At 55.4% G+C, this 19,224-nt stretch carries 18 protein-coding genes and 2 pseudogenes; 9 read left to right on the top strand and 11 right to left on the bottom strand.

The window, feature by feature from the left end:
* Nucleotides 1-1,025, bottom strand: a 1,025-nt coding sequence (gene puuE / locus AAAB35_RS28460; protein WP_340671690.1) for an allantoinase PuuE, incomplete at its 3' end; no start/stop codon positions are given.
* Between the two features lie 185 nt (nucleotides 1,026-1,210).
* On the opposite strand from puuE, the gene uraH reads away from it, so the two are divergent.
* Genes uraH through xdhC form a run of 4 tightly spaced genes read left to right on the top strand, consistent with a single transcriptional unit; the run spans nucleotide 1,211 to nucleotide 6,329 of the window.
* Nucleotides 1,211-1,582, top strand: coding sequence for a hydroxyisourate hydrolase (uraH, locus tag AAAB35_RS28455; protein WP_340671689.1), 372 nt, complete (start codon nucleotides 1,211-1,213; stop codon nucleotides 1,580-1,582).
* Between the two features lie 6 nt (nucleotides 1,583-1,588).
* On the top strand, nucleotides 1,589-3,067 hold the full coding sequence (xdhA, locus tag AAAB35_RS28450) for a xanthine dehydrogenase small subunit (protein ID WP_340671687.1): 1,479 nt from the start codon (nucleotides 1,589-1,591) through the stop codon (nucleotides 3,065-3,067).
* Between the two features lie 13 nt (nucleotides 3,068-3,080).
* Nucleotides 3,081-5,414 carry a xanthine dehydrogenase molybdopterin binding subunit gene (gene xdhB / locus AAAB35_RS28445; protein ID WP_340671686.1) on the top strand — a complete coding sequence of 778 codons (2,334 nt, stop codon included), beginning with the start codon at nucleotides 3,081-3,083 and terminating at the stop codon, nucleotides 5,412-5,414.
* Nucleotides 5,415-5,420: 6 nt separating this feature from the next.
* On the top strand, nucleotides 5,421-6,329 hold the full coding sequence (xdhC, locus tag AAAB35_RS28440) for a xanthine dehydrogenase accessory protein XdhC (RefSeq protein ID WP_340671685.1): 909 nt from the start codon (nucleotides 5,421-5,423) through the stop codon (nucleotides 6,327-6,329).
* Nucleotides 6,330-6,417: 88 nt separating this feature from the next.
* On the opposite strand, the gene AAAB35_RS28435 is transcribed toward xdhC, so the two are convergent.
* On the bottom strand, nucleotides 6,418-6,711 hold the full coding sequence (locus AAAB35_RS28435; protein WP_340671684.1) for a hypothetical protein: 294 nt from the start codon (nucleotides 6,709-6,711) through the stop codon (nucleotides 6,418-6,420).
* Between the two features lie 362 nt (nucleotides 6,712-7,073).
* Here AAAB35_RS28435 and AAAB35_RS28430 point away from each other — a divergent pair, with 362 nt between their 5' ends.
* Nucleotides 7,074-7,727: a hypothetical protein gene (locus AAAB35_RS28430; RefSeq protein WP_340671683.1), complete on the top strand. Its 654-nt coding sequence runs from the start codon at nucleotides 7,074-7,076 to the stop codon at nucleotides 7,725-7,727.
* A gap of 283 nt (nucleotides 7,728-8,010) precedes the next feature.
* On the opposite strand, the gene AAAB35_RS28425 is transcribed toward AAAB35_RS28430, so the two are convergent.
* Nucleotides 8,011-8,202: a hypothetical protein gene (locus AAAB35_RS28425; protein WP_340671682.1), complete on the bottom strand. Its 192-nt coding sequence runs from the start codon at nucleotides 8,200-8,202 to the stop codon at nucleotides 8,011-8,013.
* Nucleotides 8,203-8,699: 497 nt separating this feature from the next.
* On the opposite strand from AAAB35_RS28425, the gene AAAB35_RS28420 reads away from it, so the two are divergent.
* Nucleotides 8,700-8,837, top strand: a complete 138-nt coding sequence (locus AAAB35_RS28420; protein ID WP_340671681.1) for a hypothetical protein — start codon at nucleotides 8,700-8,702, stop codon at nucleotides 8,835-8,837.
* A gap of 353 nt (nucleotides 8,838-9,190) precedes the next feature.
* Here AAAB35_RS28420 and AAAB35_RS28415 read toward each other — a convergent pair whose 3' ends face one another.
* Together AAAB35_RS28415 and AAAB35_RS28410 are read right to left on the bottom strand one after the other, a co-directional pair.
* Nucleotides 9,191-9,346 (bottom strand): hypothetical protein, encoded by a 156-nt coding sequence (locus AAAB35_RS28415; protein ID WP_340671680.1) that lies wholly within the window; start codon nucleotides 9,344-9,346, stop codon nucleotides 9,191-9,193.
* 94 nt (nucleotides 9,347-9,440) lie between these two features.
* Entirely contained in the window at nucleotides 9,441-9,620 is a 180-nt protein-coding gene (locus AAAB35_RS28410) for a DUF3606 domain-containing protein (RefSeq protein ID WP_340671679.1), read from the bottom strand.
* Between the two features lie 339 nt (nucleotides 9,621-9,959).
* On the opposite strand from AAAB35_RS28410, the gene AAAB35_RS28405 reads away from it, so the two are divergent.
* Nucleotides 9,960-10,244 (top strand): hypothetical protein, encoded by a 285-nt coding sequence (locus AAAB35_RS28405; RefSeq protein WP_340671678.1) that lies wholly within the window; start codon nucleotides 9,960-9,962, stop codon nucleotides 10,242-10,244.
* 463 nt (nucleotides 10,245-10,707) lie between these two features.
* Here AAAB35_RS28405 and AAAB35_RS28400 read toward each other — a convergent pair whose 3' ends face one another.
* Nucleotides 10,708-11,085 (bottom strand): low affinity iron permease family protein, encoded by a 378-nt coding sequence (locus tag AAAB35_RS28400; protein WP_340671677.1) that lies wholly within the window; start codon nucleotides 11,083-11,085, stop codon nucleotides 10,708-10,710.
* Between the two features lie 731 nt (nucleotides 11,086-11,816).
* Nucleotides 11,817-12,823: pseudogene (locus AAAB35_RS28395) on the bottom strand (IS256 family transposase); the annotation flags it as partial.
* Between the two features lie 384 nt (nucleotides 12,824-13,207).
* Here AAAB35_RS28395 and AAAB35_RS28390 point away from each other — a divergent pair.
* Both AAAB35_RS28390 and AAAB35_RS28385 read left to right on the top strand, forming a co-directional pair.
* The gene (locus tag AAAB35_RS28390) at nucleotides 13,208-13,684 is read left to right on the top strand and encodes an Hsp20 family protein (protein WP_340671676.1); all 477 of its coding nucleotides are present in this window, start codon (nucleotides 13,208-13,210) and stop codon (nucleotides 13,682-13,684) included.
* Between the two features lie 1,016 nt (nucleotides 13,685-14,700).
* Nucleotides 14,701-14,874: pseudogene (locus AAAB35_RS28385) on the top strand (DUF1236 domain-containing protein); the annotation flags it as partial.
* Nucleotides 14,875-15,023: 149 nt separating this feature from the next.
* On the opposite strand, the gene AAAB35_RS28380 reads toward AAAB35_RS28385, so the two are convergent.
* The 4 genes from AAAB35_RS28380 to AAAB35_RS28365 all read right to left on the bottom strand — a co-directional run bounded on the left by AAAB35_RS28380 (nucleotide 15,024) and on the right by AAAB35_RS28365 (nucleotide 18,887).
* Nucleotides 15,024-15,863: a phytanoyl-CoA dioxygenase family protein gene (locus AAAB35_RS28380; RefSeq protein WP_340671675.1), complete on the bottom strand. Its 840-nt coding sequence runs from the start codon at nucleotides 15,861-15,863 to the stop codon at nucleotides 15,024-15,026.
* Between the two features lie 65 nt (nucleotides 15,864-15,928).
* On the bottom strand, nucleotides 15,929-16,180 hold the full coding sequence (locus AAAB35_RS28375) for a hypothetical protein (protein WP_340671674.1): 252 nt from the start codon (nucleotides 16,178-16,180) through the stop codon (nucleotides 15,929-15,931).
* A gap of 1,677 nt (nucleotides 16,181-17,857) precedes the next feature.
* Nucleotides 17,858-18,070: a hypothetical protein gene (locus AAAB35_RS28370; RefSeq protein ID WP_340671673.1), complete on the bottom strand. Its 213-nt coding sequence runs from the start codon at nucleotides 18,068-18,070 to the stop codon at nucleotides 17,858-17,860.
* 253 nt (nucleotides 18,071-18,323) lie between these two features.
* Nucleotides 18,324-18,887, bottom strand: a complete 564-nt coding sequence (locus tag AAAB35_RS28365) for a PRC-barrel domain-containing protein (protein WP_340671672.1) — start codon at nucleotides 18,885-18,887, stop codon at nucleotides 18,324-18,326.
* Nucleotides 18,888-19,224 lie beyond the last annotated feature (337 nt).

The following is a 19,224-nucleotide window of genomic DNA, read 5'->3' as shown; positions in this document are numbered from 1 at the left end:
TGTGCCGGCGAGAGCTCCGAGGCAAAGACGCGGCGGGCAATCCAGGGTGAATGTTCAAACACGCCGCCAAAGCGGTCGACGAACGCAGCTTCATCGAGCAAGGACGGGCGAGCCTCCTGGTGCTGGTAGGGATGGTTTTTTGCCCAATGCTGCGCAATATCGATGCGGCGGGCAAGCCAGACCTTGTCATGCGCCTGAATGTAATCGATGAAGCGGGCGAGCGCGGCGCTGCGGCCAGGGCGCCCTGCAAGCCGGCAATGCAGGCCGATGCTCATCATCTTTGGCGAACCGGCCGCTCCCTCGGCATACAGCGTGTCGAAACTGTCCTTCAGATAGGCAAGGAACTGGTCGCCGCAATTAAACCCCTGCGGCGTTGCAAACCGCATGTCGTTCGCATCGAGCGTATAGGGAATGATGAGCTGCGGCTTGCCGGCGTGCTCGTACCAGTAGGGCAGGTCATCGGCATAGGAATCCGATAGATAGTCAAAGTCGCCCTCGTCGGTCGCAAGATCGACGGTGTTAACCGAGGTGCGGCCTGTGTACCAACCCCGCGGCCGCTCGCCCGTGACAGCGGTGTGAATGCGGATTGCTTCTCGCATGTGCTCGCGCTCGGCCTCAGGGGTATAATCCCTGTAGTCGATCCATTTCAGTCCGTGCGAAGAAATTTCCCAGCCCGCATCGCGCATTGCGTTCACCTGCGCAGGTGAACGTTGCAGTGCGCTCGCAACGCCGTAGACAGTGACCGGGACCTTCTTCGATGTGAGAAGGTCATGCAGCCGCCAGAACCCGGCGCGGGCGCCATACTCATAGATCGACTCCATGTTCCAATGGCGCTGGCCTGGCCAGGGCTGGGCCCCCACAATTTCCGAAAGGAACGCCTCGGATGCAGCATCGCCATGAAGGACGCAGTTCTCGCCGCCTTCCTCGTAGTTGACGACGAACTGGACGGCGATGTGGGCATTGTCTGGCCAGTTTGCCTTGGGCGCCTTGCCCCCGTAGCCATGCATGTTGCGGGGATATCTCATACTGCGGTCCTCCTGCGACCAGATTAAGGTCCTTCACTCCGCCTTTCTGCATACGCAAATTACCCGCAAACCATTCCCCCAGAAAAATTTGAAAGTCCCTTTACCAAGCACTGGCTACCCGGCAACCGGGGCAATCGACAAACTGGGCGATGGAAAATTGAAAGTTCTCCACGGGAGGAGGAACGATGAGTTCTCACAACGATGCCGCCGGACGTTTGACGACGCATGTGCTTGACACGGCCAGCGGCAAACCTGCGGCCCGGCTCAAGGTCGATCTTTATCGCATCGAAGGCGACGCACTCATGCCGTTAGAGACCACCCATACCAACGAGGATGGCCGTTGCGAACGCCCGCTGCTTTCTGGCGAAACCATGCGTTCGGGCGCCTATGAGCTTCGCTTTCATGTCGGCGCCTATTTCGGCGGCGAGCAGCAAGTCGCACGCACGCCCTTTCTCGACGTCGTGCCGATCCGCTTCGGCATCGATGACGAGAAGGCGCATTATCACGTGCCGCTGCTTGTTGCGCCCTTTGGCTATTCAACCTATCGGGGGAGCTGAGGCGTCATGGCAACCGAAATCCGCAATTGCGTCCGATTCCTTTTGAACGATACGCTCGTTGAGCGCACTAACGTCGCCGCTACCGAAACCCTGCTTGATTTTCTTCGCCTCGATCGCAAGCTCCGCGGCACCAAGGAGGGCTGCGCGGAGGGCGATTGCGGTGCGTGCACGGTCCTGGTTGGCCGGCTTTTCGGCGGCAAGCTCAAATATGAATCGGTCAATGCCTGCATTCGTTTCGTCGGCTCGCTCGACGGTTGCCACGTCGTGACGGTTGAGGCGCTCGCGGGAAAGGACGGAAACCTTCATCCCGTTCAACGCGCGATGGTTGATACGCATGCTTCGCAGTGCGGCTTCTGCACCCCGGGTTTCGTCATGTCGCTCTACGGTCTGTGGATGCAGGACCCGCATCCCGGCGTCGAGGCGATTGAGAAGGCGCTGCAGGGCAATCTGTGCCGCTGCACGGGCTATGCCGCGATCATTCGCGCTGCCGAAAGCATCTCTGCCGTTGGTGATGCCAGGAACGATCCGCTTTTGAGCGAAAGGGAAGAGGTGACGCATAAGCTTTCTGTCTTGAAGGACGACAGGCGGGTCGTCATCGGCGACGGCCGGCAACAACTCATCGTTCCGGCAACAGTCGATGATTTCGCCGGCGTACTTGATGCCAATCCCGAAGCAACCATCGTCGCCGGATCGACCGATGTCGGCCTTTGGGTAACGAAGTTCATGCGCGATATCGGGCCCGTTGTTTTCCTGTCGCGTATCGATGAATTGCGCCAGATCAGCGAGGATGGCAATGATCTCGTTCTTGGCGCTGGCGTGACCTATACGGAGGCCTATCCCACGATCATTCGCCATTTCCCGCAGCTAAAGGAACTGTGGAACCGGATCGGCGGCGAGCAGGTCCGCAACATGGGAACGGTTGGCGGTAATGTCGCCAACGGCTCGCCGATCGGTGATACGCCGCCGGCCCTCATCGGCCTCGGAGCAACGGTCGAGTTACGCAAGGGCAGCGTCAGACGTTCGGTTCCGATCGAGAATTATTTCATCGCCTACGCAAAGCAGGATCGCGTTCAAGGAGAGTTCGTGGAATCCATCCGAATTCCGCGCCTTGCGGCCAATGATCTTTTTGCCGTCTACAAGATATCAAAGCGCCTCGACGAGGATATCTCGTCCGTGTGCGGCGCCTTCCGTGTTCGCGTCGATCCGCAAGGTCGCGTCGAAGATGCGGTCATCGCCTTCGGTGGCATGGCCGCAACGCCCAAGCGCGCGGCTGGTGTCGAAACGGCGCTGATCGGCGCCATTTGGGACGAGGCTTGTGTCGAGGACGCCATGCAAATCTTTCGAAACGATTTCACGCCGCTGACGGATTGGCGGGCCTCGGCTGACTACCGGATGCTGACGGCGAAAAACCTTCTGCGGCGGTTCTATCTTGAAACAGGCGGCGAAAATCTTGTGCGGTTGAACCGCTACGCAGTGGCGTTTTGATGAGGAGATCGCGATGAATTCCATTCAGCCGATGAGCCGTATCCGCGGCGCCGTTCATGAGACGCTGCCACATGAATCAGGGCACAAGCATGTCGCAGGTACCGCAGAATATATTGACGACATGCCCGAACCGATCGGCACGCTCCATGCATATCTCGGGCTATCGCAGCGCGCGCATGCCGAAATCGTCTCGATCGATCTTGCGGCAATCGCTGCTTGCGAGGGTGTCGTCGGGGTCCTGACCGCGGATGATATCCCGGGACACAACGACGTGAGTCCTGCCGGCAAGAACGATGATCCCGTCTTTGCAGTGGGCAAGGTCGAGTTTCATGGCCAGCCGGTTTTCGCCGTGATTGCTGAAAGCCGGCAGATCGCACGCCAGGCTGCCGCGAAAGCCAGGATTGAATATCGCGATCTCGATCACGTTACGGACGTGCTCCAAGCCGAGAGTGCCAACTATCCGCTCGTCATCGATCCCTTGAAGCTTGAGCGCGGTGATATTGACGCCGGCTTTGCCAAGGCCAGGAACCGGCTGAAGGGTGAAATGCGCATTGGCGGGCAGGACCACTTTTATCTAGAGGGTCACATCGCCTTCGCCATTCCGGGAGAAGATGACGAGGTTACCGTTTTTTCCTCCACGCAGCACCCGAGCGAAACCCAACACATGGTCGGGCACGTCCTTGGCGTTCCGTCGAATGCGGTAACCGTTAACGTCCGGCGCATGGGCGGCGGCTTCGGCGGCAAGGAAACGCAAGCCAACCTTTTTGCCGCCGTCGCGGCAATCGCCGCCAAGAAATATCGCCGGGCTGTCAAGATTCGCCCGGACCGTGACGATGACATGGTTGCAACCGGCAAGCGTCACGACTTTCACGTTGCCTATGAATTGGGATTTGACGATGAAGGCCGCATCGAGGCTGTCGATGCAACCTATTCGGCGCGCTGCGGCTTTTCTGCCGATCTGTCGGGACCTGTCACCGACCGCGCGCTCTTTCATGCCGACAATTGCTATTTCTATCCGCATGTGCGCCTTCGCTCACGGCCATTGAAGACCAATACCGTATCAAATACAGCGTTTCGCGGCTTTGGCGGACCCCAAGGCATGGTCGGGGGCGAGCGCATGATCGAGGAAATCGCCTATGCGCTCGGCAAGGATCCGCTAGAAATTCGCAAGGCGAATTTCTATGGCGGTGAAGGCAGAAATGTTACCCCGTATCATCAGACGGTCGAAGACAACATCATTGCGCAGATCGTAAAGGAACTCGAGGAATCGTCAAATTACGCGGCACGTCGCGAGGCGCTCCTCAACTTCAATCACCAAAGCCGCATCATCCGCAAGGGGATTGCCCTGACGCCCGTCAAGTTTGGCGTCTCCTTTACCAAGACCGAATACAATCAGGCGGGCGCTCTGGTTCATGTCTATGCGGATGGCTCGATCAATCTCAATCACGGTGGCACCGAGATGGGGCAGGGACTCTACACCAAGGTCGCTCAGGTGGTAGCGGACGAGTTCCAGGTCGACCTCGACCGCATCAAGGTTACCGCAACGACCACCGCAAAAGTGCCGAACACCTCTGCCACGGCCGCCTCGTCGGGCTCCGACCTCAATGGCATGGCAGCCGCCAACGCGGCCCAGCAGATCAAGGCGCGTCTCGTTGAATTTGCCGCCGAGACGTATGGCGTCTCGAAAGAACAGGTTTTCTTCGAACCGAACATGGTTCGGGCTGGCGCCAACCTCATCGCGTTTGCCGATTTCATCAAGGCTGCCTACGGCGCCCGCGTGCAACTTTCTGCTGCCGGATTTTACAAGACGCCGAAGATCCACTGGAACCGGGCCGAGGGCCGTGGTCGCCCGTTCTATTATTTCGCCTACGGCGCATCGGTGTCGGAAGTCAGCATCGATACATTGACTGGCGAATACCAGGTCGATCGTACCGATATCCTTCACGATGTTGGCCGCTCGCTGAATCCTGCCCTCGACCTCGGGCAGGTCGAGGGCGCTTTCGTACAAGGCATGGGCTGGCTGACGACCGAGGAACTGTGGTGGGATGCCAAGGGGCGCCTGTGTACCCATGCGCCATCCACCTACAAAATACCCCTGGCATCCGACAGGCCGCGCCAGTTCAACGTCAATCTCGCCAGCTGGTCTGTCAATCGCGAGGCGACGATCCGTCGTTCCAAAGCCGTCGGCGAACCGCCATTCATGCTTGCAATCTCCGTTCTTGAAGCGCTTTCCATGGCCGTGGCGAGTGTTGCAGACTATCGCCTTTCGCCGCGCCTTGACACGCCTGCGACGCCAGAGCGCGTCCTGATGGCCGTCGAGCGGTTGCGGTCCGCTGCGCAAGGGTGAGAATTCATGCCGAGCAATCGTGACGACATCAGGGACTTTCTAAACCGGCGCAAGCACATCATCCTCGTCGAGGTGAAGGCCGCCGATGGATCGACGCCGCGCGAAGCCGGCGCCTGGATGCTGGTGGCACCCGATTGCATTTTCGGCACTATCGGTGGCGGCCAGCTTGAATACATGGCGATCGATCACGCGCGCCGCTCGTTGCAACGCCAAAGTGCGCTGGAAGCGCTGACCATCCCGCTTGGTCCTGAAATCGGCCAATGCTGCGGCGGCCGTGTCGCGCTCGAATTCAAGCCGGTTGATCGGGACGCGGCCGCGACGCTTGTTGAAAAGGTCGATCGGGAGATTGCGCAGCGCCCGCATGTTTATGTGTTCGGCGCGGGCCATGTTGGCGATGCCCTGGCAATGGCGCTGTCGCTCGTACCGCTGCGTATCATACTGGTCGACACGCGCGAGGCGGAGCTGTCGGCCTCGCAGGTTCCCGGCGTTGAGACCTGCTTGACTGCCGTGCCGGAGGCGCTGGTGCGTCAAGCGCCCGAGGGCAGCGCCTTCGTCATTCTGACCCATGACCATGCCCTCGACTTTCTCATCGCCGCCGAAGCACTCAGCCGACGTGATGCATCCTATGTCGGGATGATCGGATCGAAGACCAAGCGGGCGACGTTCCGTAACTGGCTAGCGCGCGAGGTCGGGCGCCCCGAGACCCTCGAGCGGCTGGTTTGCCCCGTAGGCGGTACGGCGGTGAAGGATAAGCGCCCGCAGGTCATCGCTGCGCTTGCGGCGGCAGAGATCATGACCTCGGCACTTAATTACCACGAGCGCAACGACGACGTTGCAACCGCGAATCCCACGCGCCGCTGTCACGCCGGATGTCGCGGGTCCGAACCCCGTCGCTCGCGCCACTTTTCTCAATAAAATCAATAATTTCCCCTTTGTGGGATATTCCGAACGGCTGGCCGGCAATTCGGGATTTCGTTCTCTGAACGTGCGCGCAAACGGGCTATCACCGCAACTTCGTCCTGCCTGTCCGACGTGCTTCGTCAGCACCGCGAACGGCTGTAACTTGAATCGGCGCATAGGTTGCTTCGAGCTTCTTCTCCCCGATTGAGTTGGCTAGTTTGGCTGACAATTGCGCAGGCTCAGCGCCGTCGGCGACCGCCTCGACAGCGCCGGATCGACGGAAATCAAGCATCATTCTTTTATCGCCCGGGAATTCGATCGACCGGATGTCGCGGAAGTCTTCGGAAAATGAATTCTTTCGATAGTCAGCGCCGCGACGGGTTCTGAATATCTTCATCGATCCATGCCGTGGCCACGCTGGAGCGCATTGCGCGGCGTTTCGGGGAAGGGCACTTGCGCCTCGTACTTTCCACACTCGCCGAGACCGCCAATAACAAAACTGCTTCTCGACGAGCTCGGTCTGTGGATGGCTTCCGACATGATTCGAGCCTGCCGCAACATCGTTGAGAACCGTACCGGCGACTGGCTGGAAACTTGGGACGCAATGCCTGTGGGCGAGTTGCAGTTCATCACCCACGATTTGTCCGGTGTGGTATCACAGAGACACGCACTCGGCGGCATGGTCTACGAGCGCCTGTATCGCCGCTTCGGCCCAAATTCAGATCAACTTGACCTACTCCACGACAGACGGAGGATGCCTTGACCGAGGGTGATATCGCAGAGCGCCTGATTGAAGCCTACGAGATCGCGCTGCGTAGCTATGGCAGCGTGGGCCCGAAGGCGATGAAATCGATGTCATTGCCGTATCTCCATGGCCAGGTCGACAAGAACGGCTGGGGCAGTGAGCGACTAGCAGAAGAACGCAAGGAATTCTGGGACGGCTTGGCCCGGCAACCGACAGCCCGTCAGATATCGGAAGCCGACGAGGCGCTTGGCTGGCTCGCACTAGTTTCCAACGCGAACAATCGAATGAACCTGTCAGAATGGGCCTATTGTCATGCGTCTGGCCGTCGGTATTTCAAGGACAGTTGCTTCAAGTGGGGCATCCACCCAGAGACCGGCAGGCGTCGTAAAGACCGGGCAATCTCAGAAATTGTATTCAAACTCTTTCGCAAGCCATTGCAGAATAACAATATCGCCGATTTCGGAGAGTTGCCTGACGACCCTGAAATCGCATACTTTGCAGATAAGATCAGAGACCCGCGCCGGTTGAACGGTGTGATCTCCTGGGCTGATGAAGAGGCTTTCCAACCAATCATATCCAACGCCGAACACGACTTCAGTTGGGCTGAAAAGCGCAACGAACAGCGACGCCAGCGACGAGCCACAGCGCTAAAGAGGCAGGCGGCATAGGTTGTGGATGCCAGGCCTCGAAACAACGTCCCAAAGCCAAGTTATTCGTAGACCATGACTAAGAGGTTTGTCACGATTACCAGGCCAATGGCTGTGAGCGCCATAAAAGCAATGAGGTCACTCATGGAATGAAACCTCCTTCGCTGCAATTATACGCTTTGGTGCAAGGTTTTCGAGAGAAGTTGTGTAGGATTCAATCTACTCTTGCGGAGTGGAGAAGTGGTCATCTCGGCCGGCTCATAACCAGCAGATCGTCGGTTCGAATCTGACCTCCCTCAACCAGTTACCTACGAACTTTTCGCGCACCGACGGAAGCATTGATCCTTTCGCAATCACCGTTGAATTTAATAATCAACTGTTCGGCATCATCCTTGTTGAGGTTGAATGCTTCCATGAGGTGATCGACGGTGTAGGTTTCTCCGATTTTTCCCGGAGGGCGATTCTTCCAATTGGAAGTTGTCTGATCGTTGGTCATCGGTTTTCCTCGCATGTTAATGGGTGTCTCTAATAATGGGAACGCCATCTCCGCCTTGGGCATTGCGCCTGGCTTCGTTCAATAGCGCCTCACGCTCTGCGCGGGATAGGTTCTTCATCGACTTAATCGCCGAGTTAGAAATTCGAAACTGACCGCAAGTGGGGCAAAAAAATTCAACAAAATCGTCATCTCGCGGTAACACTTCATGTACTGGTTCTTCAGAAATAGGGCAGTTATAATAGGTTTTTTGCATACACCCTCCGTGGAAATTCGGAGTATACACCGTGGATCAGCAATCACCTAAGAAACCGGCGTCGTTTCCCTTTTCGCAGATTCCTTCGAAGCCCGGTCTTGTTCTCCAGTTAGTCTCTTTTTTAGTCTGGCCGATTGCCTGCGCTTCATCATGTCGAATGCGATTATTGCGCCCAATACAACGGGGCCGCTCAGTACGATGAAGTACCATAGGTACAGCGTCATCGGGTTCCTTCAGACTGTGGTTGGAGTACACAAAGCTCCAGTTCGATGCGCCAAGCGGCTACGGCACCATGGCGGCGATCGACAATGCGCTAATCCTTGGCGCGGCGCTGACCCTGTCGCTGACGGCGTGGCTTATATGGGCGCTGCTTTCGGATTGAGGCTATTTCCCGGAATGGCTTTGAATTTTAGACCTTGCTTCCTCTTCCGCTAGAGAGCTGTTTCTTAAAGCCGGCGATATTCTTCGTATACAAACCTTAACAGCTTCGTGAGATTCTCGTGCTTTGAGTACCCATTGGATCGCTCCTTTAAAGTTCAGGCGGGAGCGTGGAAATCTCTCAGCCATCGAAGCCTGGTCAATCCCGTGTCGATGATCGCGTTACTGTACATCAAAGTCCGAACGATGTCGGCACTTTAATCGATCTTTCAGAGTGATCGCCTCTCATAGCTATTGCCATGAATATTGATGCTAGGCGTTCATCTGTGGATAGCGATAGTCCGAGCAGTTGCGGTATCATTCGTCCGAACGGTAAAGCCGCTTCGTCGCTTCTTCGGAGGTCCGCTTTTGTTGTTCGGTCAACCGCCTGCGTTTCCTCATGCCAAGCGCTAGTATGGCGCCTAATACTACCGGGCCGCCCAATACCACGAAGAACCACAGATATTCAGCCATTGGCCCTCTTCTGATCGATTACGCACCCGTAAAAAACACGATCGATGGGATCAAAATCGGAAACATGATCCTAGAAGATCGTATCCTGCCACTGTCAGCGACCTCCGAGTTCCTGTTCGATCTTCATGCGGCTGCCCCCGTGCTTTCGCATTAATTCCAGGACACGGTTCTTGCTGATGTCGTGTTTCGACATGAGGAACTCAATTTCGTAGTCCTCGCTCGCCGATACTTGCGATCGATCGCGGTTGTCTTGTTCTGTTGTGTCATCTGACATCGGGTTCGCTCCCATTTTGTTGTTTATGTCTACCAACACCAAACAACGGCGAACGCTTTAGGTTCCAGCCCGCCTCGTGCCGGGTTTTCATTTGGAGAACAGCATGAACCGTCGCGCATTTATTGCAACCATCGGCGTGCTGTTGCCTGGTGCAGCACTTGCTTTACGAAGCCGATCGTCCCGTCGCGAAGAAGCCGAATAAAACCAAATGATCATGTATGAGTTGGCATTGGAGTTCATGCACTTCAGCGCCGATTTGCTCAGATACCCGCGTCCTCAGTTTCTGCCGAACCTCCACGTCGACCCTGACTTGGATGCCTGTGGCCGGTTCTCTGTTCAATGGATGCCAGTATCACGCTGAAGCGTTGGCGAGACGGTAGCCGCTACGACCAATGTGTCCTAGTTCATGAGCTCCTCCACTACGTGCAGCACGACCATGGCATCCCGATGAATGGCAACGTGTTCGAGGGTGTGAACGACCTCGAGGTCGAGGCGATAACGGCACAGGTCAGATGGCTGCAGAGCGTCGGAGAAAATCCGCGCAATCACATCCCCTACGCGACCATCCTAACACTGACTGGCGAAAAGCATTTCTCCTCGCTTGAATGGCTAGTGGCAGCATGACGACACCCGCCGCCTCTTGGCTCACGGATGAGTCTTGGGAACCTTGGCCTTTGCATCCGGCGCGCTTTGCGATCGAGCGGAAGCTTTCTTGTGGCAGCTTCGCGCAAATATTTGGCTTCACACCGCAAGCCTGACGTGTTTGTTTGGGGGTGTTTCATCGTTTTGCGGCGAATGCGCGTGAGAAATGCACTTTTAGCCCCAAACAGCAAAGGAACTCTTTGACATGACGCGAAGCACGCGGGCAATGAGCGAATTAGGCCGGCACTACGCGATATAGATCGTGCATTCATTCCTCCAGCATGAAATTTGCAGCGTCATTAGCCGACGTGAGACACGAGTTGGCCGGGCTTGCGCCCGAACACCTGTACCATCTTGAATGTCTTATAACCCTCATACATGCCCGAAAATATAGGACCGGTGTTCCGAGATTCCGAATCCATCATTCTTCTTATTTTGGGTGAGTTTAAGCCGCGCACTTATTATCCGCATCGGCCTTTTTTGCTGCTGTTTCACATTGATCGCGAAACCTGCAAACTTCTTCTTCGGTCAAATGTTCGATCCCGATGAATGAATTGAGCGCATCGCTCGTTCGCAAAATTTCATCGAGTTTGGCTTGGATGGCGGCGCCGTCGCGGTTCTGCGTGTTCTGAATCAGAAATACCATCAAAAAGGTGATGATGGTGGTGGTGGTATTGATGACGAGCTGCCAGGTTTCAGAGAAACCAAAAAAGGGCCCGCTGATCGCCCAGATCAAAACCAGAAAAAGACATGCAATAAAAGTAACAGGTCTGCCGGACACATGCGCCACCCAAGTGGCCGCTTTATTGAACCATTTTTCCAAGATGAACTCCTTCGATTGAAAGCCTGCTTCAACGACCCTGCGGGAATTTGGTTCCGAGGGAACCTAGGGCTCTTTGCCCCTTAAAGGGAAACTGCACTTTTGCGGTAATGAAGAAAGAGGAGATATAGCTATGCCGACAAGACTCAGTCTCATTCAGTCACGAATTATATGTCTCCTAGCAGACCCAAAGAAATGATCAGCGGTGAGCGGCGGGACGGCGGATTTTGCCACCGTCCCATGGACCCTTCTGTAGAGCGGGGCCCACGCTGACGAGGTCTGTCAGCGCTCGCATAACGCGGTGAAATAAAGGCAGTTCCAGCTCGATGCACCAGGGAAGCGGACTGAAAAAAGGCGGTGAGCTTACGCTACACCGCCGAGCAGCCTTCGCTTCGAGGGGCGGTGGCGAGGGCTCTAGCTGACTTGCTGTGGTATTCAGTCAGCATGCATGTTGAGCTAACGCGAATTGGACTTGATTGTTCCTACTTTGTCCGCCAAACGACAAGAGAGTTAAAGCCTCCTGATCGCTCTTATGCTCTGCAATACCTCTCCATACGGCAGCGGCGATCAAACACCGAATGCCCCACGTGTTGCAGTCTGGGTCCCTGCAGTGTTCTCGGCCGCGCTCTTTATTTATTATTTATTTCTGAGCGGCGGGACGGTGGATTGTGTCCCGGGGAATGGTGTAGGTTCCGGCTGGTAGCCGTGCTTTCCGACATAGAGCCGGAGGGATATCAGCGCGCCACTGCCGGCAGGCTGATTTGAGGATCATCGCTCATTTGGGACATCGTCTTAAGGGTCATGTATCGGGCACGTTGGACAGCCCATTCATCATTCTGTTCGAGCAGCAATGCGCCAACGAGGCGAACGATTGCCTCGTCGTTGGGAAAGATGCCAACGACCTCGGTGCGTCGCTTAATTTCGCCGTTAAGGCGCTCGATTGGATTTGTCGAGTAGAGCTTTGCCCGATGCTCTTTCGAAGGTCATGTAGGCGAGCACATCCTCTTCTGCATTGTCCATGATGGCGGCGAGCTTTGGGACTTTCGGCCGTATCTGATCAGCGACATTGCGCCACTGGGTGCTGGCGGCGTCCGGTGTATCCTGCGCAAACGCCGTTGCGATGAAAGCGGACACGACGCGCCTTCCGCTCTTTCCGGCATGCGCCAGAACATTGCGCATGAAGTGGACGCGGCATCGCCGCCAGCTGGCGCTCAGAACTTTGGTGACAGCCGCCTTCAAACCTTCATGCGCATCGGAGACAGCAAGCTTTACGCCGCGCAGACCTCGGCGTGTCAGCCGGCGCAGGAAGTCCGTCCAGATCGGTTCAGCCCCAGAACCTCGCGCCGCCCGTCGCTGTTGACGCCGACGGCAATGATGACGGCAACCGAAACGATGCGGCCGCCACGCCGGACCTTGAGGTAGGTCGCATCGATCCACAGATATGGCCAGTCACCTTCGAGGGGCCGATCGAGGAACGCCTTCACCTTGACGTCGATCTCTTCGCACAGCCGCGACACCTGGCTCTTGGAGATGCCGCTCATCCCCATGGCCTTGACGAGATCATCGACCGAGTGCGTCGAGATACCTGGATATAGGCTTCTTGAATAACAGCCGTCAGCGCCTTCTCTGCCATGCGGCGGGGTTCGAGGAAACTCGGGAAGTAGCTGCCCTTGCGCAGCTTCGGAATACGCAGCTCGACAGTTCCGGCCCGCGTCTCCCAGTCCCGCTCACGATAGCCATTGCATCGATCGTGTTTTTTATGGGCGCGTGATCGATCAAGGGCGGGTCAATGGCTGAATATCTGTGGTTCTTCGTGGTATTGGGCGGCCCGGTAGTATTAGGCGCCATACTAGCGTTTGGCATGATAAAACGCAGACGGTTGACCGAACAACAAAAGCGGACCTCCGAAGAAGCGACGAAGCGGCTTTACCGTTCGGACGAATAATACCGCAGCGGCTCGGATGATCTTGGTCTGTGTTTCATTTTTTACCTGTCGATCTCCTTGACGGCGTGCGACTGAACACCCAGATATTTGGCGTTGGTCGCAGGATTTGGATCAACAGTCAGGGAGCGCCAAGCTTCTTGGCGCACCTCATTTCTATGTTGCTCAAAGGAGGACCTAGCTATGAGAAGCAACTTCGACTTTTCGCCGTTTTACCGGTCGAGCGTTGGTTTTGACCGTATTTTCGACCTGCTTGAAAACTCTGCCCAGCCTCAAGGGTCGGACAGGTGGCCGCCCTATGACATCGTCAAACTGGGCGAAGACAGGTATCGCATCGTCATCGCCGTGGCAGGTTTTGCACAAGACGATCTGGCGATAACCCACGAACCGAATATGCTGGTCGTTAAAGGTGACAAGTCCGGCGATGAAGAATTTCAATATCTTCACCACGGCTTGGCACTTCGGCCATTCACGCACCGTTTCGAGCTTGCCGATCATGTAAGCGTTACGGACGCGCGCCTCGATAATGGCTTGCTGATCGTCGAACTCAAGAAAGAAATACCCGAGGAAATGAAACCTCGACGGATCGAGATCGGCAGTATGGGTAACACCATAAGTGGCGAAAGCTCGAAACAGGTGAAAGACAGCCGCGCTGCGTAATTCTCAAAGCGAACTACGGCCGACTCAGCTTCAGTCCCACTGGGGCTGAGTGGCTTGTTCCAAGCTCGGAAATGCTCGGATAAGGCCTAAAACGCCCTGAGCGCCAGAGTATCGAGGCTCGCCCGATTATTCTCGGTCTCCGCCAGGGTCGATAGCACCATACGGAAGTGCCGTTCCCATGAGCATTGATGATATGCATCACGCGTTTCGCCGGGTTCTAGGTACTTGCCGATGATGAAACGCCGTACTCGGCTTTTATCGAAGCAATGCGAGGATCAACATCCACCATCCAACACCTCTAGCGGGAAACGATCGCGCAGACGTCCGAACATGGGCTCGCCGTCATTGCCGATGCAATCCTCAGGAACTTCCATAAGCTCAGAGCGAAGCGCTCCTCCGGGCGTGGAATACCGAAAATTGGTGCGCTAGTATACCGCTTCCCACACACCTGAATCTGACAACTCATAACAGAGATGCGGCGACGATGAAGGTCACGCTGATACCCGTGAGGACGGCCTAGCCGCCATCAAGGCACGATTTGCGCGGTTTATTGGAACGCCGCACGCCGAAGGCGGCGGCCTGGGTTTGCCACCGCTGCGATGGCTTCCAGGCAGTTATGCGCCGAGCGCACTTCATTCAAACTGCTTAGGGTGCAAACCATTGAAATAAAAGCCGTTTAGCCCCACACTGACGCCAGTTTGGTTGCCGGGGGCAAATTCAAATGGACGAAGATTGGGATATCAGGCCTGCCGTATTCGCAATTGTTTTTATCGCTGCGGTGCTGTGGTTGCTTTACGAAAGCATCCGGTGGGTCTTGGGTTGGATTGCAACCTAGCTCGACGCGGTTTCATCAGGTCGAAATGTCGACGCGTGAGGGGAGTTCGAGAGGGACGGGCTTGCCTCTCTCGGATATTAAGCTGCGTGGCTGTTATTTAATTATACGGATAATTTTACGAGTTTTGGGTTCAACTAGAACCGCTCGACAATCAAAGACTGCCGGTTCGCAATATCACTTTTTCGAAGTCAATGTCGGCGTGGTTGTGCCAAAACCCGTGAATCTACAACCACTCCCGTCATGAATCGTGAAGATCGTTCCGCGGTAAGCAGATTACGAATATTTCGTCCTCGCCGACGGCCGCATTGTCATCGTCGATCCGACCTCGTTGGAGATCGTCCTCGTGATCGTCTAGGTGGTGCCAAAGATCATCCAGGGCGGTTCCGGCTGCCCCATCGGATGACGCGAACAAGCGGCCTTGGGATAACGACCCAGTCTTTCTGCCAGCGCCTGAATTAACGGAATAGGTACCTCATCGATGATTAAGCCAAGCAAATCAGCGGCTTATTCTGGATCGGCACCCATCACCAATCCCTCGATATCGTGCTTTTGGGTCACAGGTACTAACTCATCGACCACACGGCAGACTAAGTGCTCTTTCACTGAATCGGGCAATCCGTCAAAATAGGTTTGGGTCACCATGAGGTCGTGGAGCTCCGCATGTCCTGCTCCGGGAGCGTCCACCCCGAGCACCATCACCGGTCGTGCAATCGGTGATACATGTTCTGTACCCCTATGCACGGTCAGCGCCGAACGGCAGGAGATATCGCCAAGTTTAGGAAACTTGCGAACGGCCTTGCTCTGAAACGCAGGCCAGATTTCCTTGGTAGGAAACATTTCATGCTTCCACTCGCGGCCATCGACGTATTGAGTGCCTGGCGCTATTTCAAACGGCCCCATGTCCTCCGTGACATCAACACCCGTTAAGTTAAAGGCCAAGGACGTGATGCGTCGATGCACATAGGTTTCTGCTGGAGAGGGGAAATCTCTGTGCCACGGCTGATATTTGGCGCCTTGGAAGGGAACATCAAAACCGATCTCGACAATTTGGTAATCCCTTCCAAGCGCATTTTCACACATCCCTACAACCCAAGGGTGCGTAACGAGATCAACAAATCCACCAAACTCTTCAGGATGGATTTCTACATACCAGCGCCGCGGACCGCGCCCGACAGCTCCACTTGGCCGCTGAATTGCTGACCAAAAAGCCGTCATCATATCTTCGCGCATCGATTCTGCCCATTTACGGGAAAAAACGGATTTCTTACCAACAATTCCGTCAGTCTTTAGCGTCAGTACATCATGTTGAAGTTCATCAACGAGCGTTTGACTAGTGATGTTCATAGAAACCTCCCACAGTATATTATTAGTATGGATAGTTAGAATTACAGGTCAACCGCAGTTAAGGATCATGTCGCGACGGGTTTGCTCGCAGACGTGCTCGCGAGCGACTTCATGTCCACGCAGCCGCTTCGTTGCGTGGACAGCTCATAGGCGTGCACGGACGCCTTTGTCTCCGCGTCCGCATTATCCGCTGCCACCAATACAGCTGCCGAGCCGGCGAGCAGCGTCAGACCTGCGACGAAGCTTCCTCTTGTGAGAGAAGTCGAAACACCGCCCTGTGCCACGACCGCTTCCATCTCGCTTATTTGCGAATCCAAGGTCTTTCTCCTTGCCATGATTAATGGGCAGGCATTGTTTTATTGACAGTTTAACCCAGAAAGGCTCGCCAACGACCTCCGTTCGAATATCACCTCAGAAGGCAACTTCCTGTCTCTATTCGGGATTGTTCACTGCGATTCTCCTCGAAGCACTCCCTAATCTGTCGCTAGGGCGGCGAAATGGGTGGTAAGGCATCGGCATCGCGGTCCATCGCCGACACAGCGGAACAAAGTCTCACGGTGAGAATTCGAGATATACTAGAGTGCGGACTTGGGGTGGTAGGAATGTGACAGACGAACAAGAAAAACGCCGCCGCAACATCAGAGCCCAAGTGATGCTGAGGGAATTCCAAGACGTCGTGCGCAGTGCCAGCGTGCCGCTACCCACGAACTCAAGGTTTAGGGAGCTGCTAAAGCGACTTGAGGAAAGCGAAGCGCAGAGTTCGCGTACCGACATGGAGCCCCGCAATTAGGGGCCGAACATCGGTGTCAGCCCACACCACTCGATCCGAATGATCTGACCATCCCGCAATTCAAAGGTGCCACTTTGGCCACCTTGGTTGACAAATTCGACCTGGACCTCTCGCCAGCGGCCCATATACGCGCCGCACTCGCTGCAAAAGACCGGCCCGTCACCTGCGCCTGTTTTGGGAAGGCTCATATGAATTGTGTTACACTCTTCGCACTGGAGCTTTCCGTCGAGTTGGCGTGTCAGCGCAGAATTCTCAATTGATGCAGAAGGTGTGCCGACCCGCGATTGTCATTGGCAAGCTTATGATCGAGGCCTCTCGCTTCGCGAAAGCTGGTCATGACCTGGCTCCCTGACAAGCATCGATAACTCGCGCAATGAGTTGTGCCTGGGAGATAGTTACGGACGCAATTGCATCTGCATCGCGCATGCCTTGGTCGAACAGCGACATAATTCGGCGCGCAAGCCGCTCAGCGTTCTCGTGTGTGGTGGGACTACGCCGAAGCTGCTTTGACGCTCTGAGGTGCGCCTGCTGGATCGTTTTACATTCTTGGCCCGAATAGAATAGCTTCGTGAGACGACGCATAAAAAAGTCCTCCCGCGCTGATTGGGCGAGAGCGCATTTCTCATTTGTCAGTGTGCCGTTGCAAAACCCGACAACCGTTTCCAGAAGAATACTAATGTCACCGTGCGTCAATGCTATGTCCGCTGTTGGACGCTGCGCTTGTTCTCAATCAAAATTATGTTTGGTCAAACGGTTGCTTGCCACTGAAAGTAACCGCCTGGCTGAAGAAGGAGCTATCCGGGCCTTATTAACGCGGTGAGAACGTTTAATGAAGGTCGACGTTAGGAAGCAGCGGAATAGCTAGAGGCCGTTTCGAACGAGATCTTGAACGGGTAGGATACCGGCTATGGCATAGCCGGCTTGTATCCTTCTGTTCAGAAGGTGTGCTTCATGCTCGCTTCAACGCTTTTATCTCTTCACCGGCGAGCGCTCGGGTTCGCGCTTATCGTTGTGGTAGCGTTTCTTTGGATTCATTTTGCGTTCAACGTCTGAATGCCAGAGGGAAAAACATGTCTGGCGCCAGAGTGTCTTCAAGCGACGATTACGACGTCGAGAAAGCGTGACCTTGACAAAGCCGCGCACTGGAACTCATCAAGAAGCATTCCGGCAACAGAAAAAGCATAAAAAGCGAATTGGCTGACCGTTAGCTATCCCGCTCATCGCTCGACATGCCCCGGGCCTGACGATCCTTCTCGTTCTCTTTTGCCTCCGTTTTAAATGTCGCGTCGCCATCTTTCTTGCCTGACAAAACCCGCGGATTTGCACTGGCGACGCCGTCATTGTTGCCGCAGCGCTGCATCTTGGCGGACGGACCTTTCGCATCGCCTTCTGGGGATTTGTTCGAGAACTTGATCATCTGAAGCTCCTTAAGGAAGGAATTCTCCAATTTGTTAATCATACCATATCAGGGTGAAACTGTTGATGCGAAAGATGATGGACCGCAGGGACCCGTACTGGAAAATCGATGAATGACGAGTACGCGGCAAAATTCCAAATCCGAATTACATCAAACCTCGAAGTTGCGGCGCGACACTTGTAGCAGGCCCGACGCGCCGCCTTTGATGAATGGCCGCCGACGTTACATCGGCGCGCTTCCGATCAGCGACAACTTATTGTTTGGCTGGCGTTTCCATGGGCGCTGGCGCGGATGCATCCGACTTGGTCGCGCTCGTCTTCATCGGGTCAGCCATCCCATCCGTAAAGTTAGCGGATCGGTCAAACCCCGGCGCCGCCTTGAGTTGCTCTTTGGTGGTATCGACTACCAGCCAACTCTTGCCATCACTGCGAACCGACAGCTTCAGCTGGGAAGGTGACATCGCGACATCCTTTTCGCCAACGCCAAGGAACCCGCCAACTCCAATAATAGCTGCTTGGACCATACCATCCTGGCCAATCACCAGGTCATTGAGATCGCCGATCGTTTCCGCATTATCACCATCGCCGTTATAGACCGCCTTACCGAGAAAACCGGAGGCAAGTATCTGTCCTTCGGACGCCTTGGTGAGCGATGAGACATCAGAGACCGCCGGCGCAGCTGCCATCGGTTTAAACAATTCCTTGTTTGTCACGGTAAGGGGAGCCGGAGTTTCTGCCGGTGCCGGCGCTGTCTGACTTAACGCGGTGCCCGACATGAGTGCCACGGAGGCCGTGGCTGCGATGAGGGTTTTGATCATAGCATTTCTCCGCTTGTTCTCGACAAGAAAATCCCGAAGTATTTCTTTCTATTAAACCAAATAACGCGCCAAATGTTCCAGAATAGATGTATCAAGACACAAATATTTATCAACGAGCAGACTGAAGATTACTTGTCGCAACTAAAAGAGTTGGCAGGTCGGCGCGCCGGTTAGTAGCCATAATAGCCGGATCTTTTGCAGGGCAGGAACTGATCCCGTGTTCATGCCATTAACAGCAAACACAGATCGAAGCGGAGTTACGTCCATGGCAAAGCCAAAAAAGGCCACTAGCACCACAGGTAGAGCAACTGCCGCGCGGCAGCGTAGTATTCAGGAG

It is taken from the genome of Phyllobacterium sp. (assembly GCF_037994425.1).
Lineage (GTDB): Bacteria > Pseudomonadota > Alphaproteobacteria > Rhizobiales > Rhizobiaceae > Phyllobacterium.
The sequence above is the reverse complement of the archived record's forward strand: the minus strand, read 5'-3'. Positions and strand labels throughout refer to the sequence as shown.

What these genes read in the sequence shown, in the direction of transcription:
- AAAB35_RS28415 (WP_340671680.1), bottom strand. Translation starts at nt 9,346, where the DNA reads ATGGCTGAATATCTGTGGTTCTTCGTGGTATTGGGCGGCCCGGTAGTA.
- xdhC (WP_340671685.1), top strand. Translation starts at nt 5,421, where the DNA reads ATGCCGAGCAATCGTGACGACATCAGGGACTTTCTAAACCGGCGCAAG.
- AAAB35_RS28390 (WP_340671676.1), top strand. Translation starts at nt 13,208, where the DNA reads ATGAGAAGCAACTTCGACTTTTCGCCGTTTTACCGGTCGAGCGTTGGT.
- AAAB35_RS28425 (WP_340671682.1), bottom strand. Translation starts at nt 8,202, where the DNA reads ATGACCAACGATCAGACAACTTCCAATTGGAAGAATCGCCCTCCGGGA.
- uraH (WP_340671689.1), top strand. Translation starts at nt 1,211, where the DNA reads ATGAGTTCTCACAACGATGCCGCCGGACGTTTGACGACGCATGTGCTT.
- AAAB35_RS28365 (WP_340671672.1), bottom strand. Translation starts at nt 18,887, where the DNA reads ATGATCAAAACCCTCATCGCAGCCACGGCCTCCGTGGCACTCATGTCG.
- AAAB35_RS28370 (WP_340671673.1), bottom strand. Translation starts at nt 18,070, where the DNA reads ATGATCAAGTTCTCGAACAAATCCCCAGAAGGCGATGCGAAAGGTCCG.
- AAAB35_RS28435 (WP_340671684.1), bottom strand. Translation starts at nt 6,711, where the DNA reads ATGAAGATATTCAGAACCCGTCGCGGCGCTGACTATCGAAAGAATTCA.
- AAAB35_RS28380 (WP_340671675.1), bottom strand. Translation starts at nt 15,863, where the DNA reads ATGAACATCACTAGTCAAACGCTCGTTGATGAACTTCAACATGATGTA.
- xdhB (WP_340671686.1), top strand. Translation starts at nt 3,081, where the DNA reads ATGAATTCCATTCAGCCGATGAGCCGTATCCGCGGCGCCGTTCATGAG.
- xdhA (WP_340671687.1), top strand. Translation starts at nt 1,589, where the DNA reads ATGGCAACCGAAATCCGCAATTGCGTCCGATTCCTTTTGAACGATACG.
- AAAB35_RS28405 (WP_340671678.1), top strand. Translation starts at nt 9,960, where the DNA reads ATGGATGCCAGTATCACGCTGAAGCGTTGGCGAGACGGTAGCCGCTAC.
- AAAB35_RS28410 (WP_340671679.1), bottom strand. Translation starts at nt 9,620, where the DNA reads ATGTCAGATGACACAACAGAACAAGACAACCGCGATCGATCGCAAGTA.